This window comes from Variovorax sp. UC122_21 (assembly GCF_044056785.1).
In the GTDB taxonomy this organism is placed as follows: domain Bacteria; phylum Pseudomonadota; class Gammaproteobacteria; order Burkholderiales; family Burkholderiaceae_C; genus Variovorax.
This window is the reverse complement of sequence record NZ_CP172004.1, coordinates 4,274,594-4,297,324: the sequence shown is the minus strand read 5'-3', so window position 1 is coordinate 4,297,324 and position 22,731 is coordinate 4,274,594. Positions and strand designations below refer to the sequence as shown.

General features: G+C 70.1%; 24 protein-coding genes and 1 pseudogene. 11 read left to right on the top strand and 14 right to left on the bottom strand.

The annotated features are described in order from the left end of the window. The first annotated feature begins 123 nt into the window (after positions 1 to 123). Positions 124 to 1,116, top strand: a complete 993-nt coding sequence (locus ACHMXE_RS32940) for an AraC family transcriptional regulator (RefSeq protein ID WP_395348211.1) — start codon at positions 124 to 126, stop codon at positions 1,114 to 1,116. On the opposite strand, the gene ACHMXE_RS32935 is transcribed toward ACHMXE_RS32940, so the two are convergent. The 7 genes from ACHMXE_RS32935 to ACHMXE_RS32905 form a co-directional block, all read right to left on the bottom strand. Continuing rightward, the gene (locus ACHMXE_RS32935) at positions 1,103 to 1,336 is read right to left on the bottom strand and encodes a hypothetical protein (RefSeq protein ID WP_281081207.1); all 234 of its coding nucleotides are present in this window, start codon (positions 1,334 to 1,336) and stop codon (positions 1,103 to 1,105) included. The two genes, ACHMXE_RS32940 and ACHMXE_RS32935, sit on opposite strands and share 14 nt — an antisense overlap. A gap of 221 nt (positions 1,337 to 1,557) precedes the next feature. Beyond that, on the bottom strand, positions 1,558 to 1,953 hold the full coding sequence (locus ACHMXE_RS32930) for an ester cyclase (RefSeq protein ID WP_395348209.1): 396 nt from the start codon (positions 1,951 to 1,953) through the stop codon (positions 1,558 to 1,560). Between the two features lie 20 nt (positions 1,954 to 1,973). Beyond that, a complete protein-coding gene (locus ACHMXE_RS32925) occupies positions 1,974 to 2,165 on the bottom strand; it encodes a hypothetical protein (protein ID WP_395348207.1) in 192 nt (63 codons plus the stop codon). Next, complete coding sequence (locus ACHMXE_RS32920; RefSeq protein ID WP_395348206.1) at positions 2,162 to 2,431, bottom strand: hypothetical protein; 270 nt, start codon at positions 2,429 to 2,431, stop codon at positions 2,162 to 2,164. The genes ACHMXE_RS32925 and ACHMXE_RS32920 overlap by 4 nt, the downstream gene beginning before the upstream one ends. Before the next feature lie 215 nt (positions 2,432 to 2,646). Next, positions 2,647 to 3,753 carry a phosphatidate phosphatase App1 family protein gene (locus tag ACHMXE_RS32915; protein ID WP_395348204.1) on the bottom strand — a complete coding sequence of 369 codons (1,107 nt, stop codon included), beginning with the start codon at positions 3,751 to 3,753 and terminating at the stop codon, positions 2,647 to 2,649. Next, on the bottom strand, positions 3,750 to 4,259 hold the full coding sequence (locus ACHMXE_RS32910) for a dihydrofolate reductase (protein ID WP_203205146.1): 510 nt from the start codon (positions 4,257 to 4,259) through the stop codon (positions 3,750 to 3,752). Before ACHMXE_RS32910 ends, ACHMXE_RS32915 begins: the two co-directional genes overlap by 4 nt. Positions 4,260 to 4,326: 67 nt before the next feature. After that, entirely contained in the window at positions 4,327 to 5,160 is an 834-nt protein-coding gene (locus tag ACHMXE_RS32905; protein ID WP_395348201.1) for a thymidylate synthase, read from the bottom strand. Between the two features lie 143 nt (positions 5,161 to 5,303). Between ACHMXE_RS32905 and ACHMXE_RS32900 the strand changes: the two genes are divergently transcribed. The 6 genes and pseudogenes from ACHMXE_RS32900 to ACHMXE_RS32875 form a co-directional block, all read left to right on the top strand. Beyond that, complete coding sequence (locus tag ACHMXE_RS32900) at positions 5,304 to 5,843, top strand: sigma-70 family RNA polymerase sigma factor (RefSeq protein ID WP_395348200.1); 540 nt, start codon at positions 5,304 to 5,306, stop codon at positions 5,841 to 5,843. Then, the gene (locus ACHMXE_RS32895; protein ID WP_395348199.1) at positions 5,840 to 6,856 is read left to right on the top strand and encodes a FecR domain-containing protein; all 1,017 of its coding nucleotides are present in this window, start codon (positions 5,840 to 5,842) and stop codon (positions 6,854 to 6,856) included. The genes ACHMXE_RS32900 and ACHMXE_RS32895 overlap by 4 nt, the downstream gene beginning before the upstream one ends. Positions 6,857 to 6,968: 112 nt before the next feature. After that, complete coding sequence (locus ACHMXE_RS32890; RefSeq protein ID WP_395348198.1) at positions 6,969 to 9,398, top strand: TonB-dependent siderophore receptor; 2,430 nt, start codon at positions 6,969 to 6,971, stop codon at positions 9,396 to 9,398. A gap of 24 nt (positions 9,399 to 9,422) precedes the next feature. Beyond that, positions 9,423 to 10,055 carry a nitrile hydratase subunit alpha gene (nthA, locus tag ACHMXE_RS32885; RefSeq protein WP_395348197.1) on the top strand — a complete coding sequence of 211 codons (633 nt, stop codon included), beginning with the start codon at positions 9,423 to 9,425 and terminating at the stop codon, positions 10,053 to 10,055. Beyond that, positions 10,052 to 10,711, top strand: a complete 660-nt coding sequence (nthB, locus tag ACHMXE_RS32880; protein WP_395348195.1) for a nitrile hydratase subunit beta — start codon at positions 10,052 to 10,054, stop codon at positions 10,709 to 10,711. The genes nthA and nthB overlap by 4 nt, the downstream gene beginning before the upstream one ends. Further along, positions 10,708 to 11,058 (top strand): annotated as a pseudogene (locus ACHMXE_RS32875) (nitrile hydratase accessory protein); the annotation flags it as partial. The gene nthB and the pseudogene ACHMXE_RS32875, both read left to right, overlap by 4 nt. A 142-nt stretch (positions 11,059 to 11,200) precedes the next feature. Here the strand turns inward: ACHMXE_RS32875 and ACHMXE_RS32870 are convergent. Beyond that, positions 11,201 to 12,637, bottom strand: coding sequence for an FAD-binding oxidoreductase (locus ACHMXE_RS32870; RefSeq protein WP_395348194.1), 1,437 nt, complete (start codon positions 12,635 to 12,637; stop codon positions 11,201 to 11,203). Further along, positions 12,634 to 13,041, bottom strand: coding sequence for a DUF2069 domain-containing protein (locus ACHMXE_RS32865; protein WP_203205155.1), 408 nt, complete (start codon positions 13,039 to 13,041; stop codon positions 12,634 to 12,636). The genes ACHMXE_RS32870 and ACHMXE_RS32865 overlap by 4 nt, the downstream gene beginning before the upstream one ends. 77 nt (positions 13,042 to 13,118) lie before the next feature. Between ACHMXE_RS32865 and ACHMXE_RS32860 the strand changes: the two genes are divergently transcribed. Continuing rightward, the gene (locus ACHMXE_RS32860) at positions 13,119 to 14,330 is read left to right on the top strand and encodes a YihY family inner membrane protein (RefSeq protein WP_395348191.1); all 1,212 of its coding nucleotides are present in this window, start codon (positions 13,119 to 13,121) and stop codon (positions 14,328 to 14,330) included. Positions 14,331 to 14,339: 9 nt separating this feature from the next. Here ACHMXE_RS32860 and ACHMXE_RS32855 read toward each other — a convergent pair whose 3' ends face one another. Continuing rightward, complete coding sequence (locus ACHMXE_RS32855) at positions 14,340 to 14,684, bottom strand: Mpo1-like protein (RefSeq protein WP_395348190.1); 345 nt, start codon at positions 14,682 to 14,684, stop codon at positions 14,340 to 14,342. A gap of 100 nt (positions 14,685 to 14,784) precedes the next feature. On the opposite strand from ACHMXE_RS32855, the gene ACHMXE_RS32850 reads away from it, so the two are divergent. Then, positions 14,785 to 15,180 (top strand): thioredoxin family protein, encoded by a 396-nt coding sequence (locus ACHMXE_RS32850; protein ID WP_395348188.1) that lies wholly within the window; start codon positions 14,785 to 14,787, stop codon positions 15,178 to 15,180. A 46-nt stretch (positions 15,181 to 15,226) separates the two neighbouring features. Further along, a complete protein-coding gene (locus ACHMXE_RS32845; RefSeq protein WP_395348186.1) occupies positions 15,227 to 15,898 on the top strand; it encodes an NAD-dependent epimerase/dehydratase family protein in 672 nt (223 codons plus the stop codon). 114 nt (positions 15,899 to 16,012) lie between these two features. Here ACHMXE_RS32845 and ACHMXE_RS32840 read toward each other — a convergent pair whose 3' ends face one another. Further along, positions 16,013 to 16,819, bottom strand: a complete 807-nt coding sequence (locus ACHMXE_RS32840) for an alpha/beta fold hydrolase (RefSeq protein ID WP_296778471.1) — start codon at positions 16,817 to 16,819, stop codon at positions 16,013 to 16,015. Between the two features lie 4 nt (positions 16,820 to 16,823). Further along, positions 16,824 to 18,134: an O-acetylhomoserine aminocarboxypropyltransferase gene (locus tag ACHMXE_RS32835; RefSeq protein ID WP_395348185.1), complete on the bottom strand. Its 1,311-nt coding sequence runs from the start codon at positions 18,132 to 18,134 to the stop codon at positions 16,824 to 16,826. 145 nt (positions 18,135 to 18,279) lie between these two features. Between ACHMXE_RS32835 and ACHMXE_RS32830 the strand changes: the two genes are divergently transcribed. Continuing rightward, positions 18,280 to 18,729, top strand: coding sequence for a CBS domain-containing protein (locus ACHMXE_RS32830; RefSeq protein WP_203205161.1), 450 nt, complete (start codon positions 18,280 to 18,282; stop codon positions 18,727 to 18,729). A gap of 27 nt (positions 18,730 to 18,756) precedes the next feature. Here the strand turns inward: ACHMXE_RS32830 and ACHMXE_RS32825 are convergent, their stop codons facing one another. Together ACHMXE_RS32825 and ACHMXE_RS32820 are read right to left on the bottom strand one after the other, a co-directional pair. Then, positions 18,757 to 20,310: a sugar ABC transporter ATP-binding protein gene (locus tag ACHMXE_RS32825; protein ID WP_395348184.1), complete on the bottom strand. Its 1,554-nt coding sequence runs from the start codon at positions 20,308 to 20,310 to the stop codon at positions 18,757 to 18,759. Then, a complete protein-coding gene (locus ACHMXE_RS32820) occupies positions 20,307 to 22,637 on the bottom strand; it encodes an SMP-30/gluconolactonase/LRE family protein (RefSeq protein ID WP_395348181.1) in 2,331 nt (776 codons plus the stop codon). The genes ACHMXE_RS32825 and ACHMXE_RS32820 overlap by 4 nt, the downstream gene beginning before the upstream one ends. Positions 22,638 to 22,731: the final 94 nt, after the last annotated feature.

Genomic DNA, 22,731 nt, shown 5'->3' with positions numbered 1-22,731 from the left:
CCCCGGCCTCCGGGGTGCGGGCATGGGGCAACTGTAGGAGCCGGCCCTTGGCGGCGCTTTGCATTCGGTGCCAATCGCTGTGCATTTGGTGCCAGAATTCCCGCCATCCTGGAAAGGCTCGGCATGACGGCACTGGTGCGCGCGGCGGCGCTGACGAACTTCTCGGAGCTCGCGCAGGAGCTCGGCCACGACCCCGGCGCGGCGCTGCGCCGGGCCGGGCTGCGCGCCAGGATGCTGCGCGAGCCGGACCAGTTGATCGAGGCCGACCGCGTGGCCCGCCTGTTCGAGGACGCGGCGCGCGACACGGGCTGCGAGTCCTTCGGACTGCGCATCGCCGCGCGGCGCCAGCTATCGAACTTCGGGGTGCTGAGCCTGCTGCTGATGCACCAGCCGACCTTGCGCCAGGTGCTGCTCACGCTGATCGAGCACCTGCACCTGCTCAACGAGAGGCTGGCGATCCAGGTCGAGGACGTCGGCAAGCTGGTGCTGCTGCGCGAGGAACTGGCCGTCTCGGTGCCGGCGCGGCAGTCGATCGAACTCGCGATCGGCGTGCTCTACCGGATGTGCGCGGCCTTGCTGGGCGACCGGTGGCGTCCGGCCAGCGTGAGCTTCAGCCATGGGCCGCCAGCCGATGCGTCCGTTCATCGCCGCTTCTTCCAGTGCCCGGTCGAGTTCGACGGCAGCTTCAACGGACTGGTGTGCCGCGCGGCGGACCTCGACGTGCCCAATCCGGGCGGCGATCCGGTGCTGGCGGCCTATGCGCGCAAGCTGATCGACACCGTCCCCGGCGAGCGTGAGCGCGCGATCGACCAGGAGGTGCGCAAGGCCATCTACCTGATGCTGCCGGCGGGGCGGGCCACCTGCAAGTCGGTGGCGCAGGGCCTGGGGCTCAGCATGCGCACCTTGCAGCGCCAGCTCGATGCGCGCGAACTGACCTTCAAGCAGCTGGTCAACGACGTCCGCCAGGAACTCGCGCGGCGCTACGTGGCCAATGGCCGCCACAGCCTGGGCGAGGTGGCGGCGATGCTGGGCTACAGCACGCACAGTGCCTTCACCCGCTGGTTCGGCACCCAGTTCGGTTGTTCGCCCGAAGCCTGGCGTGCTACAGCTCGATGAACGCCGAGGTCGCCTTGTTGAGCGCCAGCATGCCCTTGGCCGTGATGCTCTCGACCTGGGCCAGCTGGCGGATCGCGCGGCCCTGGGGATGGCGCTCGGACGGGGGAATGAAGGCGGTCACGAGGTCCGCGGCGCGCAGCACGCGCAGCTTGTCGATCTCGGCGGGCGCGTGCACGACGTATGGCAATTTCTGCTCGGCGATGGTCCGAAGAAACTCCATGGGCATATGCCGTCTCCTTGAACGTTGATGGCAATGGGTTCGTGACATTGTGCGCAGAAACTCTTAGGACAGCCTAAACCCTGCGCCGGTCGTGCCTATGTCAGGTGGGAGTCCGGCAGTACGGAAGCACTCTTTTTCGTAAAGCGCCGCGCGTGGCGCGGCGCTTGGTTTCCAGCGGTGTCGCTTGGGGGCAGGGAGGGGGCTCGGCCGTGGCCGAATCCTCAAGCCTGGAGCTGCCGCATCAGCGTCGAGAAGTCCGCGACCTCCCAATGCTCAGCGAGGCGTCCGTCCTCGATCCGGTAGAGCTGGAAGGCCGGCGCATCGATGGTCCTGCCCGTGGCCGCGAGGCCCGCGAAATCGCCGTGGTGCGTTCCGCGTACGGCATTCAGCACCGCCACCTTGTCGCCTTCGGCGACGAGGGCCGAGATCGGCAGCTTCAGATCGGCAAAGGCCGAATGCAGGCCCCTGAAATACTGCTTGAGGGTTTCGCGTCCCCGGCCTTGCCCGGGCAGGTGATCGTCGTAGTCAAGCGCGACGATGTCGTCGAAAACGCCGAAGTCGGCGCTCTCGATGGCAGCGAAGAATCGTTGAACGAGTGCCTTGTTCTTGTCCAGCATGGTTCGTTGCCTCGTTCCCGTCAGAACATGCCATTCGAATTGGCGCGCGGAATATCCGGTGCGAGCCAGGGGGCCGAATTCCCGGGGTTGCCCACGGGCTGCAGCGTGTCCCAATGCTCGATCGCTTTTCCGTCGGCATCCATCTTGTAGATATCGACGCCGGCGATTCCCGTGTCTTCCGGATCGTCATTGAAGAGATTCAGGAAATTCACGTGGGCCCACACATGGTCGCCAATGGCGACGATCTTGTGGACCACGACGCGTGCCAGGATGCGTTCCCTGGTGATCTTGCCGAAGATTTCCCCAGGGCGTCCGCACCATCGCCGATCAAGGGGTTGTGCTGGACATAGGCGGTGCTGACGAACCGGTGCACAGACTCTTCGGCCTTCTTCTGGTTGATCACCAAGTCGTAGAAGCCCAGGATGTTGTTCTTGTTGCGAACGGCGCGGCTGTCGTTCGGGTCGACAAATTCGAGCATGGTTATTTCTCCCTGCATATGAAGCGTTAATCAATTGAAAGAATCCAGAATTACTTTTTTCGAAAGTTTTCCTGGAGACCGTCAACGAAGCTATCACCGCAATTGGCAGGAGGAGATGCCCTATCGGCCGCGTGCACGCATCGACCGTGAGGGCCGTCACGATCGGGCATTGGAATTCTTGTGCGCCGCAGCGCGAGCGCGCCGCGCGCAAGGCTCTAACGCGCGGCCTGGGTCTGGGCCTGCATCGGCCACGCCGTCGTGTCGGGCGCGATGAGGTGCCACAGCACCGGATCGATGCCCTCGAAGGTGGCGCGGTAGCGTTCCGACAGCCGGCCTTCGCCGGTGACGTCGCGGATCACGATGCCGTCGATGCGCCCGGGGTTGTCGCGGAACACCTTGGCGTAGATCTCGGGATCGGCCTCGCCCGAATCGCCGACCAGCATGAAGCGGCGCTGCGGGAAGTCGGCCAGCAGGCGCGCGATCACGCCGAGCTTGTGGGCGCGCGAATCCTCGTCGCCCGGGATCAGCGTGCGCCAGGTCGTGCTCTCGCGCAGGTGCATGCTGCCGGGCGGAAAACCGGCCTCGCGCACGAACTCCGCGAGCGGCGGATAGAGCTGGATCGGGCTGGCCGACAGGTAGTGGAAGCGCGTGTCGGGTGCCTGCGCGAGCGCGCGGTACCAGCCGGCCATGTGGGGCGCGGGCTCGAAGCGGCGCGCGAAGGTGTTGAGCAGCATCTCGCGCCGCTCGCGCACCTGGGTGCGCTTGATGGTGTCGTCGATGTCCGAGATCACCGACAGGCCCTGCGCCGGCACGATCAGCGCGCGGCCGCGGAAGCGGTGCAGCAGCTCGCCGGGGCCGGTGACCGCGTGGAACTCGAGCCACTGCTGCGCGGGCGGCAGCCGCGGCACCTCGATCACCTGCCGCACGTTGACGCGGCCGTCGGCGCCCGAGGGCGGCATGGTCTTGCGCCCGGGGCTGCCGTCGAACTTCACGTCGAACACCTTGCCGTCTTCCGACTCGGCATGGAACAGCGCGGTGCGCTGGTTGAAACGCAGCTGCGCGGCCGGCGAGAGCTTCTTGAGGTTGAGCCCGAGGTAGCGCGCGAACGCGGCATTGAGCCCCCAGCGGCGCTCGCGCTCGTAGACCCAGGCATGGATGTCGACCTCGAGCCGGCCGTCGTCGGTGGGCCGCGCGGTGCCGTTCATGAACAGCGCCTCCTCGTCGGGCTCCATCGGCTCGGCCGCCAACGCAGGCGTGAGGCCGCCGGCCGCCAGTGCCGCGCCGGCCAGCAGCAGCGTGCGCCGGCGCAACGCCAGTGTCATGCGCCGGCCGTGACGCGCTCGTACGTCACGAAGCTGAAGGCCAGGCCGTCCTTGGCCGACACGTGCGACTCGCGCTGCGTCTCGCGCCAGGCGCTGGCGTCGAGCACCGGCGCGAAGGCATCGCCCTCGTAGTCGCGTGCGATCTCGGTGACCAGCGCGCGCCGGGCGAAGGGCTCGGCCTCGGCGTAGATCTGCGCGCCGCCGATGACCCAGACATCGGGCGCCTCGAGCCGCTCGCAGACCTCGAGCGCCTCGCGCAGGCTGCCCGCGCGCTGCGCGCCCTCGGCCTGCCAGCCGGCCTGGCGGGTGACCACGATGTTGCGGCGCCCCGGCAGCGGCCGGAAGCGCGGCGGCAGCGAGTCCCAGGTCTTGCGGCCCATGATGACCGGCGCGCCCAGCGTGCGCGCCTTGAAGTGCGCCATGTCCTCGGGCAGGTGCCAGGGGATGGTGTTGCCGGCGCCGATGACGCCGTTGGCGGCGCGGGCGAAGATGAGGTTGAGGTTCATGGGGCGCGAAGCAGGTTCGAAACCGGCCGATTCTGACCGCATCCGCGCCCGCCCGGCCCCGAACGGCTCAGACCGCCACCGGCGCCTTGATCGGATCGTGGTGCCGGTAGTCCTCGAACTCGAAGTCCTCGTACCGGTAGTCGAAGATCGAGTCGGGCCGGCGCTTGATGCGCAGCGTGGGATAGGGGTAGGGCTCGCGGCTCAGTTGCAGCGCGACCTGCTCGGCGTGGTTGCTGTAGATGTGGCAGTCGCCGCCGGTCCAGATGAAGTCGCCGACGTCGAGGTCGCACTGCTGCGCCATCATGTGCGTGAGCAGCGCGTAGCTCGCGATGTTGAAGGGCACGCCGAGGAGGATGTCGGCGCTGCGCTGGTAGAGCTGGCAGCTGAGCCGGCCGCGCTCGCCGTCGTTCTGCGGCGGCGCCACGTAGAACTGGAAGAAGGCGTGGCAGGGCATCAGCGCCATCTTCGAGAGCTCGGCCACGTTCCAGGCGCTCACGATGATGCGGCGCGAATCGGGGTTGGACTTGAGCGTCTTCACGACCTCGGCGATCTGGTCGATGTGGCCGCCGTCGGGCGTGGGCCAGCTGCGCCACTGCACGCCGTACACCGGGCCCAGGTCGCCGTCCTCGCGCGCCCACTCGTCCCAGATGGTGACGCCGCGTTCCTTGAGCCAGTTGTTGTTGCTCGAGCCGGTCAGGAACCACAGCAGCTCCTGGATGATGGACTTCACGTGCACCTTCTTCGTGGTGACCAGCGGAAAGCCCTCGTTGAGGTCGAAGCGCATCTGGTGGCCGAACACGCTCTTGGTGCCGGTGCCGGTGCGGTCGCTCTTGTACACGCCGTGGGTGTCGACGTGGCGCATGAAGTCTTCGTACTGGGAGCGGATGGGGCGTTGGGTCATGGCGGTGGAGGGCGGCGGCAACGGCGCGCCCGGGACGGCGGGGCTGGAGCCCCGAATCTTATTCGGATGAGGGGCCGGCGGCTGGCCGGGCAGGCCAAGACTATAAGATGAGAACTATTCTCAACATTCCGCAAGCGCAACCCGTGTCCGCCCCGGCCCTCGACGACAGCCTCCAGGTGCTCTACCGCAGCCATCACGGCTGGCTGCAGGCCTGGCTGCGCCGCCGGCTGGGCTGCGCCGAGGATGCCGCCGACCTCGCGCACGATGCCTTCGTGCGGCTGCTGGCCGCGCGGCCGCAGCAGGCGGCGCCGGTCGAGATGAAGGAGCCGCGGGCCTACCTGACGACGGTGGCGCGCGGCCTGCTGATCGACCGCTTCCGCCGCGCCGACCTGGAGCGCGCCTACCTCGCCGACCTCGCGGCGCTGCCGCCGGCCCTCTATCCCTCGCCCGAGGAGCAACTGCAGGCGGTGCAGGCGCTGCGCGCGCTCGATGCGCTGCTTGCGAGCCTCACGCCCAAGACCCGCGCCGCCTGGCTGCACAGCCGGCTCGACGGCATGACCCATGCCGAGATCGCGGCGCAGCTCGGCGTGTCGGTGCCGCGCGTGCGGCAGTACCTGGCGACGGCCGCGCGCCGCGGCTACGAACTGCGTTTCGGCGTCGCGCTGCCGGCAGCGTCGGCATGAGCGCGCAGGCCTCGGCGTCGCTGCCGGTGTCCGCGGCCGTGCTCGACGCGGCGATCGGCTGGCAGTTGCGCATGGGCTCGGGCGAGGCCGACGCGCGCGATGCCGAGGGCCTGCGCCGCTGGCTCGACGCCCATGCCGACCACCGGCGTGCCTGGGCCCAGCTCGGCGAACTCGACGCGCAACTGGCGCCCGCACGCAGCGAGGCCGTGCGTTCGGCGCTGGTGCGCCGCGGCGCCGCGCGGCGCTGGAAGCAGTCGGTGGGCGTGCTGGGGCTGCTGGCCGCGTTGCTGCTGGGGCTCGGGGCCGTCAACCGCTTCGAGCCGCTGGCCACCCTGAGCGCCGACTATCGCACCGGCACCGGCGAGCGGCTCACCGTGGTGCTGCCCGACCGCAGCGTGCTGCACCTCGACACCCGCAGCGCGGTCGACCTGGCCTTCGATGGCAATCGGCGCGCGATCGTGCTGCGCGCGGGCGAGATCGCCATCGAGACCGCCCATGGCGACGCGGCCGAGCAGCGTCCCTTCGTCGTGCTGACGCCCGAGGGCAGCCTGCGTGCGCTGGGCACGCGCTTCGTCGTGCGCCGGCTCGACGACGGCGGCGGCACCCGGCTCACGGTCACGCAGTCCGCGGTGGCGGCCCGGCCGGCCGCCTGCGCCGCCGATCCGGCCCGGGCCTGCGAAGGCGAACGCGTCGTGCAGCAGGGCCAGAGCCTGGAACTGCACGCCGATGGCGTCGGCGCTCCCGGCCCCGCGCGCCCCGACGCCGATGCCTGGAAGGACGGCATGCTGGTGGTCGACGACCAGCCGCTGGCCGAGGTGGTGGCCGAACTCGCGCGGTACCGGCCCGGCCATCTCGCGGTCGACCCGCGCGTGGCCGGCCTGCGCGTGACCGGCACGCTGCCGCTGGACGACACCGACAAGGCGCTGCTGGCGCTCACCGCCGCGCTGCCGGTCGAACTCGTGGGCGGCACGCGCTGGTGGCTGCGCGTCGAGCCGAGGCAGGCGCCACGCTGAAGCCTGGATCGGGGCGGCGCCGGATTTTTTTCGGCCGCCCCCTCTCACTTTTAGAACCTCGTCCGGCAAGCAGGAAGAGAACCCTCGTCCTTCCCCTGCCTGGAGTCCCGTCTTGTCCTCGTCCTTCCCGTTCCGTCCGACCCCGCTCGTCGCCGCGCTGCTGTTCGCCACCGCCGCGCCGGCCCTGCTGCCGACCGTGGCCCGCGCGCAGGCGCAGGCCGCGCCCGTGCTGCGCGACTACGACCTGCCGTCCGGCCCGCTCGGCGCCACGCTCAACCGCATCGCGCGCGAGGCCGGGCTGGCGCTGACGGTCGATGCCGCGCTGGTCGGCCAGCGCGCCTCGGCGCCGGTGCGCGGCCGCTACGACGCGCCGCAGGCGCTGCGCCGCGCGCTCGCCGACAGCGGCCTCGAACTGCTGCCGACCGACGCGGGCGGCTACACCGTGCGCGCGGGCGCGCCGGCCGCGCCCACCGCGCCGCAGCTGGTGGCGCCCGCGCCCTCGGCCATGCTCGCCGAGGTGCGCGTGAATGCCGAGCGCGGCGCCGCCGGCGGGCCGGCCGATGGCTACATCGCGCGCCGCAGCACGGCCGGCACCAAGACCGACACCCCGATCCTCGAGACGCCGCAATCGATCTCGGTGGTCACGGCCGAGCAGATCGAGGCCCAGCAGCCCACCAGCCTGGTCGACGCCTTCAACTACGCGGCCGGCGTGAGGCGCTCGGAAGGCGCCGACCGCACCACCGATTCGTTCGTGATCCGCGGCTTCCAGGCCGGCGCCGGCACAGGCAGCCTCTACCGCGACGGCTCGAAGTTCATGGTCAACGCCTACGACGGCCAGCAGGAGCTCTACGGGCTCGAGCGCGCCGAGGTGCTCAAGGGCGCGGCCTCGCTGCTCTACGGCACGGCCGCGCCCGGCGGCGTGGTCAACACCGTGACCAAGCAGCCCACGGCCGAGCCGCTGCGCGAGCTGGGCGTGGAGCTCGGCAACCGCGACCGCCGCCAGATCAAGGGCGACTTCGGCGGCAAGCTCGACGAGCAGGGCACGCTGAGCTACCGGCTCACGGGCCTGGTGCGCGACAGCAACACCTTCATCGACCACGTGCCCGACGACCGGCGCTTCCTGTCGGGCGCGATCCGCTGGCAGCCGAGCGCGGCGACCTCGCTCACGCTGCAGGCCGAGTACCTGCGCAACCGCACCGACTACGTGTACGGGCTGGCCGGCGGCATCACGATCCTGCCGAACATCCACGGCCCGGTGCCGAGCAGCCGCTACACCGGCACGCCGGGGCGCGACCGCTACGCCGGCACCAACACCGCCGTCGGCTACCGCTTCGAGCATGCCTTCAGCGATCGCCTGAAGCTGCGCCATAGCGCGCATGCCTTCCGTTCGGAGGTCGATTTCCCGAGCACCTCCGCCTCCGGCGTGAGTCCCGACGGCGCCAGCTCCACCTCGCACGAGTCCTACGACCGCCGCGACCGCTCGCGCGCGCGCACCACCGACACCTCGCTCGAGTACCGCGTCGACACCGGCCCCGTCGCGCACACGCTGCTGGCCGGCGTGGACACCACCTACCAGTCCTACACCACGCGGCGCGCGTCGCGCGAGATCGCGACCCAGTTCAACTACTACGCGCCGAACTACGTCTACGTGGCGGGTGCGCCGGTGCCGAACACCTACTTCCCCGACATGGCCGGCAACGCCACCGGGCTGTACCTGCAGGACCAGATGAAGATCGCCGGGCGCTGGGTGGTGGTGCTCGGCGCGCGGCACGACCGCGTGACCGACCGCCAGGTGCCGGTCGACGGCGAGACCGCGAACTCGAAGGAGAAGACCTCGGCCACCACCGGCCGCGCGGGACTGGTCTACCTGGCCGACAACGGGCTCGCGCCGTTCGCGAGCTTCAGCCAGTCGTTCCAGCCGCAGAGCGGCGTCGACCGCATGGGCGCGCGCTTCGAGCCCACGCGCGGCGAGCAGTACGAGCTCGGCCTGCGCTACCAGCCGCCGGGCAGCGACACCCTGCTGAGCGCCGCCGTCTACCAGCTCCGGCAGCAGAACGTGCTGTCGACCGACCCCGTCGACACCGGCTTCTCGGTGCAGACCGGCGAGGTGCGCTCGCGCGGGCTGGAGATCGAGCTGCGCACGCGCATCGGCCGCTCGGCCAGCCTGATCGCCGCCTATGCCTACACCGACGCGCGCGTCACCGCCGACACCACCGCCGCCAACGTCGGCAAGCGGCGCGGCAACGTGCCCTACAACACCTTCTCGGCCTGGGGCGAGTACGACTTCGGCGCGGCCGGCGCGCCGGGCCTGCGCGCGGGGCTGGGCGTGCGCTACGTGGGCGCCTCCACCGGGCTCTACGTGAACGGCACCGTGCCCTCGTACACCGTGTTCGACGCGATGGTGTCGTACGACACCGGCCACTGGCGCTACGCGTTCAACCTCACGAACCTGGCCGACAAGGCCTACATCGCCTCGTGCACCTACGGCTGCTTCTACGGCGAGCGGCGCAAGGCGGTGGCGTCGGCCACCTACCGCTGGTAGGGCGCAGCGCTTAGCATCGTGGGCATGAGCCAACATCCCCACGACCACGGCGATGACCACAGCGAACTCGACGAGATGGACCTGCGCGTGCGCGCGCTCGAGAGCGTGCTCACCGAGAAGGGTTACATCGAGCCGGCCGCGCTCGACGCGCTGATCGACACCTACCAGACCCGCATCGGCCCGCGCAACGGCGCGCGCGTGGTCGCCAAGGCCTGGGTCGACCCGGCCTTTCGCGACTGGCTGCTGGCCGACGCCACCGCGGCCATCGCCTCGCTGGGCTACACCGGCCGCCAGGGCGAGCACATGGTGGCGGTGGCCAACAGCGACGAACAGCACCACATGGTGGTCTGCACCCTGTGCAGCTGCTACCCGTGGCCGGTGCTGGGCCTGCCCCCCACCTGGTACAAGAGCGCGCCCTACCGCTCGCGCGCGGTCCGCGACCCGCGCGGCGTGCTCGCGGACTTCGGCACGGTGCTGCCCGAGACCACGCGCATCCGGATCTGGGACTCGACCGCGGAGGTGCGCTACCTCGTGATTCCGCAGCGGCCCGCGGGCACGGAGCAACTGAGCGAGGAGGAGCTCGCGGCGCTGGTGTCGCGCGATTCGATGATCGGCACCCGGCTCGCCGATGCGCCGGGGCAGGGGAGCCAGCCATGACTTACCAGACCCAGGCCGACCTCGGCGGCCGTACCGGCTTCGGCGCGGTGCAGCCCGAGCCCGAGGGCGAGCTGTTCCATGCCGACTGGGAGCCGCGCGCGCTGGCGCTGGTGCTCGCGATGGGCGCCACCGGCTCGTGGAACATCGATGCGAGCCGCGCCGTGCGCGAGACCCTGCCGCACTACCTGCAGCTGAGCTATTACCGGATCTGGCTCGCCGCGCTCGAGCGGCTGATGATCGAGCGCGGCCAGCTGTTCGAGGACGAGATCGCGCAGGGCCGCATGCTGCATGCGCCCGCGCCCGTGAAGCGCGTGCTGCATGCGGCCGACGTGGCCGCGGTGCTGGCCCGGGGTTCGCCCACCGAGCGGCCGGCCGCGGCGCCCGCGCGCTTCGCGATCGGCCAGGCGGTGCGCATGCGCGCGGGCCGCGTCGACCATCACACGCGGCTGCCGGGCTATGTGCAGGGACGGCGCGGCACCGTCGAGCGCCTGCACGGCGCGCACGTGTTCGCCGACAGCAATGCGCAGGGCGTGGGCGAGGCGCCGCAGTGGCTCTACACGGTGGTGTTCGAGGAGGCCGAGCTCTGGGGCTCGCGGGCGCAGCAGCTCTCGGTGTCGGTCGATGCCTGGGAAAGCTACCTGGAGGCGGCCGAATGACGCGGTACCCCGACGGGATGCTGGCCCCCGGCATGCCGCGCGACGCCGACGGCCCGGTCTTCGGCGCGCCGTGGCAGGCCCAGGCCTTCGCGATGACGCTGGCGCTGCACCAGAAGGGCCTGTTCAGCTGGAGCGAGTGGGCCGAGACCCTGGCCGCGCAGATCCAGGCCGCGCAGGCCGCGGGCGACCCCGATGCGGGCGACACCTACTACCGGCACTGGCTCGCCGCGCTCGAGACGCTGGTGGCGCGCAAGGGCGCGAGTTCGCACGACGAGCTGGCGCGCTACCGCGAGGCCTGGGACCACGCGGCCGATCGCACGCCGCATGGGCAGGCGATCGAGTTGAGGCCCGGGACTTCGGGCATTGACTCCTTCCCCCTTTGGGGGAAGGCCGGGATGGGGGGCCAGCGCCCGCGCTGGAGCTTCGTGCGGCTGCGGAGGCCGTCGTGCCCCCACCCCGACCCTCCCCCAGCGGGGAGGGAGAAAGTCCTCAGACCCGGATCACACGCCCCGGATTCAGGATGTTCTTCGGATCGAGCCCGCGCTTGATCGCGCGCATCATCTCGAGCGCCACCGGCGACTTGTGCTTCTCGAGCGTCTCGACCTTGAGCGAACCCACGCCGTGCTCGGCCGAGAACGAGCCGCCGAACTTCTCGACCGCCTCGTAGACCAGCGTGTTGATGCGGTCTTCCTCGTTCTTCAGGAAGGCCTTGGTATCGACGTTCTCGGGCGCCTGCACGTTGTAGTGCAGGTTGCCGTCGCCCAGGTGGCCGAAGTTCACCAGCCGCACGCCGGCGATCTCGCGCGCCAGCAGCGCGTCGGTCTCGGCCACGAAGGCCGGGATGCGCGAGACGGGGATCGAGATGTCGTGCTTGATGTTCAGGCCTTCCTCGGCCTGCGCGAGCGGGATGCTCTCGCGGATGTGCCAGAGCTGGTGCGCCTGCGCGAGGTTCTCGGCCACCACCGCGTCGGTCACGCAGCCGTCCTCGAAGGCGGTTTCGAGCAGGGCCTCGAAGCGCGCGCGCGCATGGTCTTCCGATTCGCTGTCGGAGTTCTCGAGCAGCACGCAGTAGGGCACGTTCTCGTCGCCGATGAAGGGCACGCGCAGCTGCGGCATGTGCTTGTCGACCAGGCTCAGCGCGAACTTGCCCATCACCTCGAAGCCCGTGAGGCCCGGGCCCAGCTGCTTGTGGGCCAGGCCCAGCAGCGTGACCGCGTGGTCGAGCGAGGGCACGGCGGCCCAGGCCGTGAGCTGCGCGGCCGGCAGCGGGTAGAGCTTCATGGTCGCGGCCGTGATCACGCCCAGCGTGCCCTCGCTGCCGACGAACAGGTCGCGCAGGTCGTAGCCGGTGTTGTCCTTGCGCAGGCCGCTGGTGCCGTGCCAGATCTCGCCCTGCGGCGTGACGACCTCCAGGCCCAGGCAGAGCTCGCGCGTGTTGCCGTAGCGCACGACCTGCGTGCCGCCGGCGTTGGTCGCGAGGTTGCCGCCGATGGTGCAGCTGCCCTCGGCCGCGAGGCTCAGCGGGAACAGGTAGCCGGCCTTCTCGGCGGTCTCCTGCAGGGTCTGCAGGATGCAGCCCGATTCCACCGTCATCGTGAGGTTGGCCGCGTCGATGTTGCGGATGGCATTGAGTCGCTGCAGGCTCAGCACCACCTGGGTGCCGCTGTCGTCGGGAATGGAGCCGACCGCCAGGCCGGTGTTGCCGCCCTGCGGGATCACGGCGGTGCCGGCCTCGGCGCAGGCCTTGACCACCTCGGCCACCTGCTGTGCGTCGGCCGGGCGCACCACGGCCAGCGCCTTGCCGCGCGAGCGCTTGCGCCAGTCCTGTTCGTAGGCCGTGAGGTCGCCCTCGTTGAGCAGGTGGTTGGCGCCGACGATGGCGCGCAGCCGCTCGAGCAGGGCGGCGGAAGAAGCGGAAGTGGTCATGGGGTGGAAGCCTCCAGGGGACGGGCGGCGGCCTTGGCGTGGCGCAGCCGCAGGCGGACGTGCCAGGCGCAAGCGACGAAGAGCACGAGGCACAGCAGCACCTCGGCCAGCGCGAGCAGCTGGCTGATGCCGTTGGTGTCGCTCCAGGCGCGCACCACGCCCTCGGTGAAATAGAGCCAGACCATCAGGCTGACCCAGCGGTAGGTGTACATGCGGTTCTTCAGCAGGCCGGCCAGCGGGATCGCGAGCGGCAGCACCTTGAGCGCCATCAGTGAGCCGCCGGGGCGCAGCGGTGCCAGCCAGAGTTCCCAGGCCAGGCCCAGCACGATCAGCCCGGCGAGGCTGCCGACCGCGAGCCAGCGGGTGGTCGCGACGGAGGAGGGCGGGGGCGGGGAGATGGACACGGGCGGGCGACGGTGAAGAGAGGAAAGGGGAGCGATCCCGGCGAGCGCCGCGTGGCGAAACGGAAAAGGCGGATGGCATGATACCGGCCATGAATCGTCGTCAGCTCTGGAGGGATCTCTCCCGTTTCCCCTGGCGAAACACCGCCGCGGTGCTCGGGGAGCGTTTTCGCGAGGACCGCCTCGGCCTCACGGCCAGCAGCCTGACCTTCACCACCACCATCGCGATGGTGCCGTTCTTCACGGTGGCGCTCGCGCTGTTCACCGTGTTCCCGATGTTCGCCAAGATGCAGGGCCGCCTGCAGCGCTGGCTGATCGAGAGCCTGATCCCCGAGAACATCGCGCGCCAGGTGCTGGGCTACCTCAACCAGTTCGCGAGCAAGGCCAGCGGCCTGGGGATCGCGGGCCTGATCGTGCTGCTGATCACCGCGATCGCGCTGATCCTCACGATCGACAAGACGCTCAACAACGTCTGGCGCGTGCGCTCGCCGCGGCCCTTCGCGCAGCGGGTGCTGATCTACTGGGCCACGATCACGCTCGGGCCGCTGATCCTGGCGGTGAGCCTGTCCACCACTTCCTACGTGTTCGCGGCCTCGCGCGACGTGGTCGGGGTGAGCGTGGTCAAGCTGTTCTTCGACGCCTTCGAGTTCGTGCTGCTGGCCGCCGGCATGGCCTCGCTCTACCACTACGTGCCCAACACCAACGTGCGCTGGTCGCATGCCTGGGCCGGCGGCGTGTTCGTGGCGGCGGCGATCGAGATCGCCAAGCGGGTGCTGGGCTACTACCTGAGCCTGGTGCCGACCTACTCGGTGCTCTATGGCGCCTTCGCCACCTTCCCGATCCTGCTGGTGTGGATCTACGTGGCCTGGGTCATCGTGCTGCTGGGCGCGGTGATCGCGGCCTACCTGCCGAGCATCCTGACCGGCGTGGCCCGGCGCGGCGGCGGTGCCGGCTGGCCGATGCAGCTGGCGCTCGAGGTGCTGCAGCAGCTCGCCAGGGCCCGCGCGACGCCCGACAAGGGCGTGGGCGCGGCGCGTCTGGTGGCCTCGATGCGGGTCGACGCGCTGCAATTGGTGCCGGTGCTCGAGACCCTGGTGGCGCTCGACTGGATCGCGCCGCTGGCCGAGGACGGCGATGGCGGCGATCCGCGCTACGTGCTGCTGGCCGATCCGTCGACGCCGATCGAGCCGCTGCTCGAGGCGCTGCTGATGCCCAAGGCCGAGCCGCTCGAGGACCTGTGGCAGAAGGGGCCGCTGCGCTCGCTGCGGCTGGGCGACGTGCTATTGATCTAGGAGCAAAACTCAGATCTTCACGCGGCCCAGCCAGATGTCGCGGTACATCGCCCAGTCGCCCATGAAGCTGTAGAGCGGCCGCTTGAACGAGGCCGGCTTGTTCTTCTCGAAGCCGAAATGCCCGGCCCAGGCGAAGCCGTAGCCGACCAGCAGCCCGGCCAGCAGCCACAGCGGATGGAGCGTCAGCACCAGCATCACCAGGCAGGCCAGCGACAGCGTGGAGCCCGCGAAATGCAGCCGCCGGCACGTGCGGTTGGCGTGTTCGGTCAGGTAGAAGGGATAGAACTCCGCGAAGCTCTTGAACTGGCGCGGATCGACGCTCGCGGTGGAGGGCGTGGCGGTGGAGGTGTTCATCGTGCGTCTCCTGCGCCCCGGAGGGGCTTTGTCCATAATAGCCACGACCTTCCGGGCGCACCACCCGGGTCTTTCTTCCCTATCTGCCCACGTACCAGCCTTGAGCGCCCTGCCTTCCACCCCCGATTCCGCCATGCCGGCCGGCGGCGCGCCCTGGGTCGTGTGCCTGTGCGCCGAGTGGTGCGGCACCTGCCGCGACTACCGGCCACTGTTCGAGCAGGTGGCGCGCGCGCATCCCCGGCTGCGCTTCGCCTGGGTCGACATCGAGGACCATGCCGACATCGCCGACGAGTTCGACGTCGAGACCTTCCCGACCCTCCTGGTGGCCGATGCCGCGGGCACGCGCTTCCTCGGCCCGCTGCTGCCGCATGCCGAGACGTTGTCGCGCATGCTGACCGCGCTGCCGGCGCCCCAGCCCTCGAGCCTGCATGCCGAGCTGATGGTGGCGGTGCTCGAGAAGAAGCCCGCGCTCTTTACAGTGCCGCGGGCGGCCTGATCTACTCGGCTCGTCCACACACGCGGCTCGCGGGGCCGCCCCTCCCATGAAAGTCCTCGTCTTCGGCGCCACCGGCATGGTCGGTTTCGGCGTGCTGCGCGAATGCCTGCTCGCTCCCGACGTGGCGGAGGTCGTGGCCGTCGGCCGCCGGCCCAGCGGCCAGCAGCATGCCAAGCTGCGCGATCTCGTGCTCCCCGACATGTACGACTACACGGCGGTCGAGCCGCAACTGACGGGCTTCGACGCCTGCTTCTTCTGCCTCGGCGTGTCCTCGGTCGGCATGAAGGAGGACGCGTACCGGCGCGTGACCTACGACCTCACGCTGGCCGCCGCCACCGTGCTCGCGCGGCTCAACCCGCGGATGACCTTCGCCTACGTGACCGGCTCGGGCACCGACAGCAGCGAGCGCGGCCGCAGCATGTGGGCGCGCGTGAAGGGGGCGACCGAGAACGCGCTGCTGAAGCTGCCGTTCAGGGCCGCCTACATGTTCAGGCCCGGTGCGATCCAGCCGCTGCACGGCGCGAACACGAAGACGCCGCTGTACAAGGCGGGCATCGTGCTGCTGACGCCGGTGTTCGGGCTCGCGCGGCGGCTGTGGCCGCACCTGGTGACCACCACCGAGAACATGGGGCTCGCGATGCTGGCGGTGGCGCGGCACGGGGCGCCCAGGCAGGTGCTCGACCCGGTCGACATCAACGAGCTGGCCGCGCGCGGCTGAGGCCGACCCCGACCCCGACCCCGACCCCGACCCCGACCCGTTCAGGCTGAGCTTGTCGAAGCCCCGCGCGGGGCTTCGACGAGCTCAGCCCGAACGGATGGGGCGGCGTCTCTTTCAGCGCGAGACGAAATCCCGCAGCGCGAACAGCACCGCGTCGGGCGCCTCGCTCATCAGCGCGTGCCCCGCATGCACCGTCACCGTCCGTCCGTCGCGTGCCTTGGCGGCCAGCGCCTTCACGGCGCGCGGCGGCGTCATCTGGTCGGCGTCGCCGAGCAGGAACAGCACCGGGCACTGCAGCTTCTCCATCGCCGCCTCGCCGCCCGCATAGTCGTTGCAGGCCTTGAAGCCGACATGGAACACGTTGACCTCGCGGTTGCTCGCGAGCACGCGGCGCATCAGCGCGCGCGAGCTGCCGTAGAGCCAGGTGCCGGGGCCGAGCGCCGAGGGCGGCGGCGCCAGCAGCGCATGCGAGAAGGTGTTGACCATCGCGATCGCGCGCTGCGGGTCGTTGAGCGAACTCTCGAGCAGCGCCGGCGACACCACCATCGGGTAGGCGCTGCCGACCATCGCCAGGTGCGTCACGCGCTCGGGCGCGCGCGAGGCGGCCTCCAGTGCGATCAGCGAGCCGAAGCTGTGGCCGATCAGCGCCGCCTTCTGCACGCCCGCCGCATCGAGCAGCGCGAGCACGAACTGCGCGGCCTCCTCGACGCTGGCCGGCGGCGGGCCCTCGCTCTTGCAGTGGCCGGGCAGGTCGACCGCGAGCACGTTCCAGCCGTGGTTGGCGAACCAGCGGCTCTGCAGGATCCAGACGCTGTGGTCGTTGAGCACGCCGTGGACGAAGACCACGGTGGGCTTGGCGGCATCGAAGGGCTTGCCGCCGGTGTAGCAGTAGGTGGCGTGGCCGTTGACGGTGTAGTGCATGGTCTCAGGCCCCCGCTTTCTCGGCCGCCTTCAGCGCGCGCTTCAGGTCGTCGATCAGGTCGGCCGGATCCTCGAGGCCGATCGACAGCCGGATCGTGCCCTGCGAGATGCCCGCGCCCGCGAGCGCCTCGTCGGTCATGCGGAAGTGGGTGGTGCTGGCCGGATGGATCACCAGGCTGCGGCAGTCGCCCACGTTGGCCAGGTGGCTGAAGAGCTTGAGCGATTCGATGAAGGCCTTGCCCTGGGCGCGGCTGCCCTTGATGTCGAAGCTGAACACCGCGCCCGCGCCGCGCGCGCCGTGGCGCAGCAGCTTCTGCGCCAACGCGTGGCTCGGGTGCGACTCGATCAGCGGATGGCCCACGCGCGAGACGAAGGGATGGGTGGCCAGGAATTCGACGATCTTCTGCGTGTTGTCGATGTGGCGCTCCATGCGCAGCGGCAGGGTCTCGATGCCCTGCAGGATCAGCCAGGCGGTGTGCGGGCTCATCGCGGCGCCGAAGTCGCGCAGGCCCTCGCGGCGCGCGCGCAGCAGGAAGGCGCCGACCGTGCTCTCCTCGCTGAACACCATGTTGTGGAAGCCGTCGTAGGCCTGGGTCAGCTCGGCGAATCTGCCCGACTTCTCCCAGTCGAAGCTGCCGCCATCGACCACCACGCCGCCGATCACGGTGCCGTGGCCCGAGAGGAACTTGGTGGCCGAGTGGTAGACCAGGTCGGCACCGAAGTCCAGCGGCTTGATCAGGTAGGGCGAGGTCAGGGTGGAGTCGACCAGCAGCGGCACGCCGGCCCCGTGCGCGATCTCGGCCACGGCCGGGATGTCGAGCACGTCGAGGCCGGGGTTGCCCACGGTCTCGCCGAAGAACAGCTTGGTCTCGGGTCGCACGGCGGCGCGCCAGCCGTCGAGGTCGCCGGGCTTGACGAAGGTGGTCTCGATGCCGAAGCGGCGCATCGTGTAGTGCAGCAGGTTCTGCGAGCCGCCGTACAGCGCGGTGCTGGCCACGATGTGCGAGCCCGCGCCCATCAGCGTGGCGATGGAAAGGTGCAGCGCCGCCTGGCCGCTGGCGGTGGTGATCGCGCCGATGCCGCCCTCGAGCGCCGACACCCGCTGCTCGAGCACCGCGTTGGTCGGGTTGCTGATGCGCGAGTAGACGTGGCCCGAGCGCTCGAGGTTGAACAGGGCGGCCGCATGGTCGCTCGACTCGAAGACGAAGGAGGTGGTCAGGTGGATCGGCACCGCGCGCGCGCCGGTCGTGGGGTCGGGCGAGGCGCCCGCGTGCAGCGCGAGGGTGTCGAAACCGGGGTCGGAATAGCCGGGCATGGGGTCCTTTCTGGAGCGGCGCTTTGGACCGGTGGCGTCCGCTGCGTGACAGCGACAAACCGGGCCGTGGAGGTCGGCGCCGATTGTGGGCTATATTCAAAAAAGGCAGGCCGCCAGGAAAGACAGAGTCCGAGAGGAGCACACGATGAAAGTCACCGACATCCTTCGAGTCAAGGGCAACACGCTCTTCACCATCACGCCAGACGATCTGCTGGCCGAAGCCGTCAAGACGATGGCGGACAAGGACATCGGTTCGCTGGTCGTCATGGAGCATGGCGACCTCGTGGGCATGCTCACCTTCCGTGAAGTGATCGTGACCATCGTCGCCAACGGCGGCCAGGTCGGCGGCACGCTGGTGCGCAAGGCCATGGACGACGCCCCCGTCACCTGCACCCTCGAAACCGACCTCGACGAGATCCGCCGCATCATGCTCGAGCGCCATGCCCGCTACATGCCGGTGATGGACAAGCGCATGCTGATGGGCGTGATCAGCTTCTACGACGTGGCCAAGGCCGTGGTCGACGCGCAGAACTTCGAGAACAAGATGCTCAAGGCCTACATCCGCGACTGGCCGGCGGAAGACGAGAAGAACTGAAGCGCCGCAACGCGGCGATCGGCGCGGTCAGTGGATGGCCGCGTACATGATCGCCTCCTGCGTCGCCTCGGTGGCGGAAAACTCCGTCACCACCTTGCCCTGCTTGGCCACGAGGATGCGGTCCGACAGCGCCATCACCTCGGGCAGGTAGGAGGAGATCACCACCACCGCCTTGCCGGCATCGGCCAGTCGGTTGATCTCGGCATGGATCTCGGCGATGGCGCCCACGTCGACCCCGCGCGTGGGTTCGTCGAAGATCACGATGTCGGGCTCCTGCACCAGCGACTTGGCGATCACCACCTTCTGCTGGTTGCCGCCCGACAGCTCGATCACCTTCACGTCCTTGCCGATGGCGCGCACATTGAGCAGCCGGCTCCAGTGCTCGCCCACCGAACGCGCCTTCGCGCCCGACACCAGCCCGCGCGCGCCGGCCAGCTTGCCCTGCAGCCCCATGTAGATGTTCTGCGCGATCGACATGGTCTCGAAGAAGCCCTCGAACTTGCGGTCCTCGGTGATGTAGGCGATGCCGTCGCGCACCGCCTGGCGCGCCACCCGGTAGCGCACCGGCCGGCCGCGCAGCAGGATCTCGCCGCCATGGAAGAAGTCGCGCTTGATCAGCCCGGCCACCACCTTGAAGGTCTCGGTGCGGCCCGCGCCCACCAGGCCGAACACGCCCGTGATCTGGCCCGCGAACACCGACAGCGAGTTGTTCTTGACCATCGCCGCCATGCGCAGGTTGCGCACCGACAGCAGACAGTCGCCCTGCGGCCGCACGTGGGTCTTCTTCTGCCCGTAGAGCGTCTGCGAGAGATCGCGCCCCACCATCGCCTGCACGATGCGCTCGCGGTCGAAGTTGGCCTTGTCGTCGGTCACCACGTGGCGGCCGTCGCGCAGCACCGTGATGCGGTCGGCCAGCAGCAGCGCCTCCTCGAGCGCGTGCGAGATGAAGATCACCGACACGCCGCGCGCCTTGAGGTCGAACACCAGGTCGAAGAAGTACTTCTTCTCCTCGGGCGTGAGGCTGGCCGTGGGCTCGTCGAAGATGATGATGCGCGCCTTGTGCAGCACCGCGCGCGCGATCTCCACCATCTGCTTCTTGGCCGCGCCGAGCATGCCCACGGTGGCGGTCGGATCGACGTCGAAATTGAGCGACTGCAGGAACTGCTGCGCCGAGATGTAGACGCCGCGCAGCCGGTTGAAGAAGGACTCCTGGCCCAGGAACAGGTTCTGCGCCACCGTCATCGTCGGCACCAGGCTGGTTTCCTGGAACACCATCGCGATGCCCTCGTGGCGCGCCTCCAGCGGCGTGCGCAGCTGCACCGGCCGGCCTTCCACCAGCATCTGGCCCGCGCTCAGCGGCACCACGCCGGCCATCACCTTGGTCAGCGTCGACTTGCCGGCGCCGTTCTCGCCGAGCAGCGCATGGATCTCGCCGCGGCGCAGCGTGAAGTCGACGTCCTCGATGGCGGGCACGCCCGCGTATTTCTTGGTGGCCTGGCGCAGCTCGAGCATGGTCTCGTGCACGGCCGGCGCGCCCGTTTCAACGGCCACGGTGTCGGCGCTGGTATCGCGGGCGTTCATCGCGCGGCTCCCTGTTCCTCGGCGGTCATGCGCACCCGCAGCAGCCGGCCGCTGCCTTTCGAGGCCGCGAACAGCGCGCCGCCATGCTCGGCCACCGCGGTGATGCCGTGGTGGCGGCCGTCGACCTGGCTGTGCAGCGAGGACACGACCTGGCCCTGCGCATTCACGCGCACCACCAGCCCGTAGGAGCGCGGCGGTGCCCAGGGCTTGAGCACGCCCATCTGCTTGACGCCCGCGCCCTGCAGCGGCTCGAGGAAGCTGTGGCCCGACGAGAGCGCCGGCGCGATCCAGTAGCGCGGATCGATCTCGGCCACCATGCGGCGGCGGTAGGCCTCCTCGCGCAGCACGAATTCCACCAGCTGCGTGCGGCAGACGAAACAGCTGAGCCAGAAGCCGCCGCCGGCCGCCGCAGCCATGCGCGAGGGATAGCCGGGCAGGTCGGCCACTCGCGGCGCGGTGCCGCCCGATCCGAGCGCGAGCACGCGATGCGCCCAGCTCTCGCCGACCAGCACCGTGCCGCCCGCCTGCGGCAGCACGCCGAAGGCATGGCGCAACCCGGCCGCGAGCTGCTGCGCGGCACCGCCGCCCGGCGCCCAGGCGCAGACGCGGCCGCTCGCGCCATGCGCCATCAGGTCGTGGCACCAGCGTTCGGGTGCATGCTCGGCCGATCCCTCGGTGAAGAGCCAGCGCCGGCCGGCCTCGTCCCAGGCCAGCGCATTGACGCAGCGCAGCGCGCGGCCGCCGGCCTCCGTGAGCGTGTGGGCGGTGGCGCCGTCGGGTGCGAGCAGCAGCACCTGCGTGCCGCCGAGCGCCAGCGCGAGCCGTCCACCCGGCGCCGCGGCCAGCGCCGTGATCGGGCGCTCGAAGCGCCGCAGCTCGACGGGCACGCCTCCGTCGAGCCGGTACAGCGCATGTCCGGCCGCAATCCACAGCACGCCGTCGGCCACCGCGAGGTCGTCGATGTCGGCGAGCTCGGCCACCACCTCGGCGTTGTCGAGCGCGCGGTTGGGCTTGAGCACGCCGTCCATGACCGGCACCGTGATGGCGGCGCTGCCGCGGCCGAGCAGGCGGTCGGTGAAACCGCGAAGGGTGTCGAGCATCAGGCTGTCCTCCAGCGCCGTTCGTACTGCACGAAGTCGGGGTCGGCGCCCTCGAGCTTGTAGCGGCCGATGCGGTTGTTCGAGATGCCGCCCAGGTAGAGGTGGCCGCGGTGCTCGCGCATCGAGGTGATCATCGGATGGTTCTCGCCGCCCAGGTCCCACAGCGTCTCGAGGATCTCGCCGGCCTCGCTGAACTTGAGCACGCAGCCGGTGTTGATGTTGGGGGAACAGCCATTCGTCCACCGGCACGCGCGTGGCCATGCGGCGGCGAAAGCCCGGCATGCGCATCGCGAGGTCGTAGGCCGGGCAGCGCATGCCCACCAGCGCGAGCCAGTAGTGGCCGTCGGAGGCGAGGTTGATGTTGTCGGGATAGCCCGGCAGGTTGTCGATCACCATCTGCACCTGGCCGGCCTTCGGCCCGTCGAACCAGTAGCGCTTGATGCAGCAGCCCCAGGTCTCGGCGAACAGGATCGACTGGCCGTCGCTCGCGATCGCGATGCCGTTCGGAAAGCGCAGCCCGCGCAGCACGGTGCGCGTCGAGCCGTCGCGCGGATCGAAGCAGACGATGCGCCCGTTGCCGCGCGCCTCCAGCCCGTCGACCGGCCACTCGTGCATCTCGTAGCGCACCGTGGCCTCGCTGAAGAAGATGCGGCCGTCGTCGGCAATGTCGAGGTCGTCGGCGAGCCGCAGCCGGCTGTCGTCGTTGATCGAGGTCCAGCTGCGGTTGGTCTCGTCGGTCACGCGCTCGACCTTGCGCCCGGGCGTGACGCGGTACAGGCCCATGCCGCCCACGCACACGTGCAGGTTGTCCTCGCGGTCGAAGGCCAGGCCCAGCGGCTGTCCGCCGATGTGGGCATAGACCTCCATGCGCTCGTAGTCGGGCGCGAGGAAGCGGATCACGTCGCCATGGCGCGAGCCCGCATAGAGGTTGTCGTCGCGGTCGAGGATCACGTCCTCGGGCGACTCGATGCGGCCCAGGCCGATCAGCGTGACGTCGCGCAGCTTGTTGTTGACCGCGTAGACGCTCGCGCCGTCGCCGCTGCTGGCCGGTGCCGGCGGCAGCGCGAAGTAGGTCGGGCTCACGTAGACCTTGCTGATGATGCGCTGGCGGTTCTTGAGCCAGCGCACGTCGATCACGGCCGCCAGCACCAGGATCGCGGCCAGCACCATGCGGATCACGCCGCCGGGCGCCGACATCGAGGTCAGGCCGTTGGTGATCAAGAGCACCAGCAGCGTGCCGACCAGCGCCTTGGCGACCGAGCCGCGCCCGCCGCCCCAGGCTGATGCCGCCGAGCACGGCGGCCGTGAGCACCAGCACCTC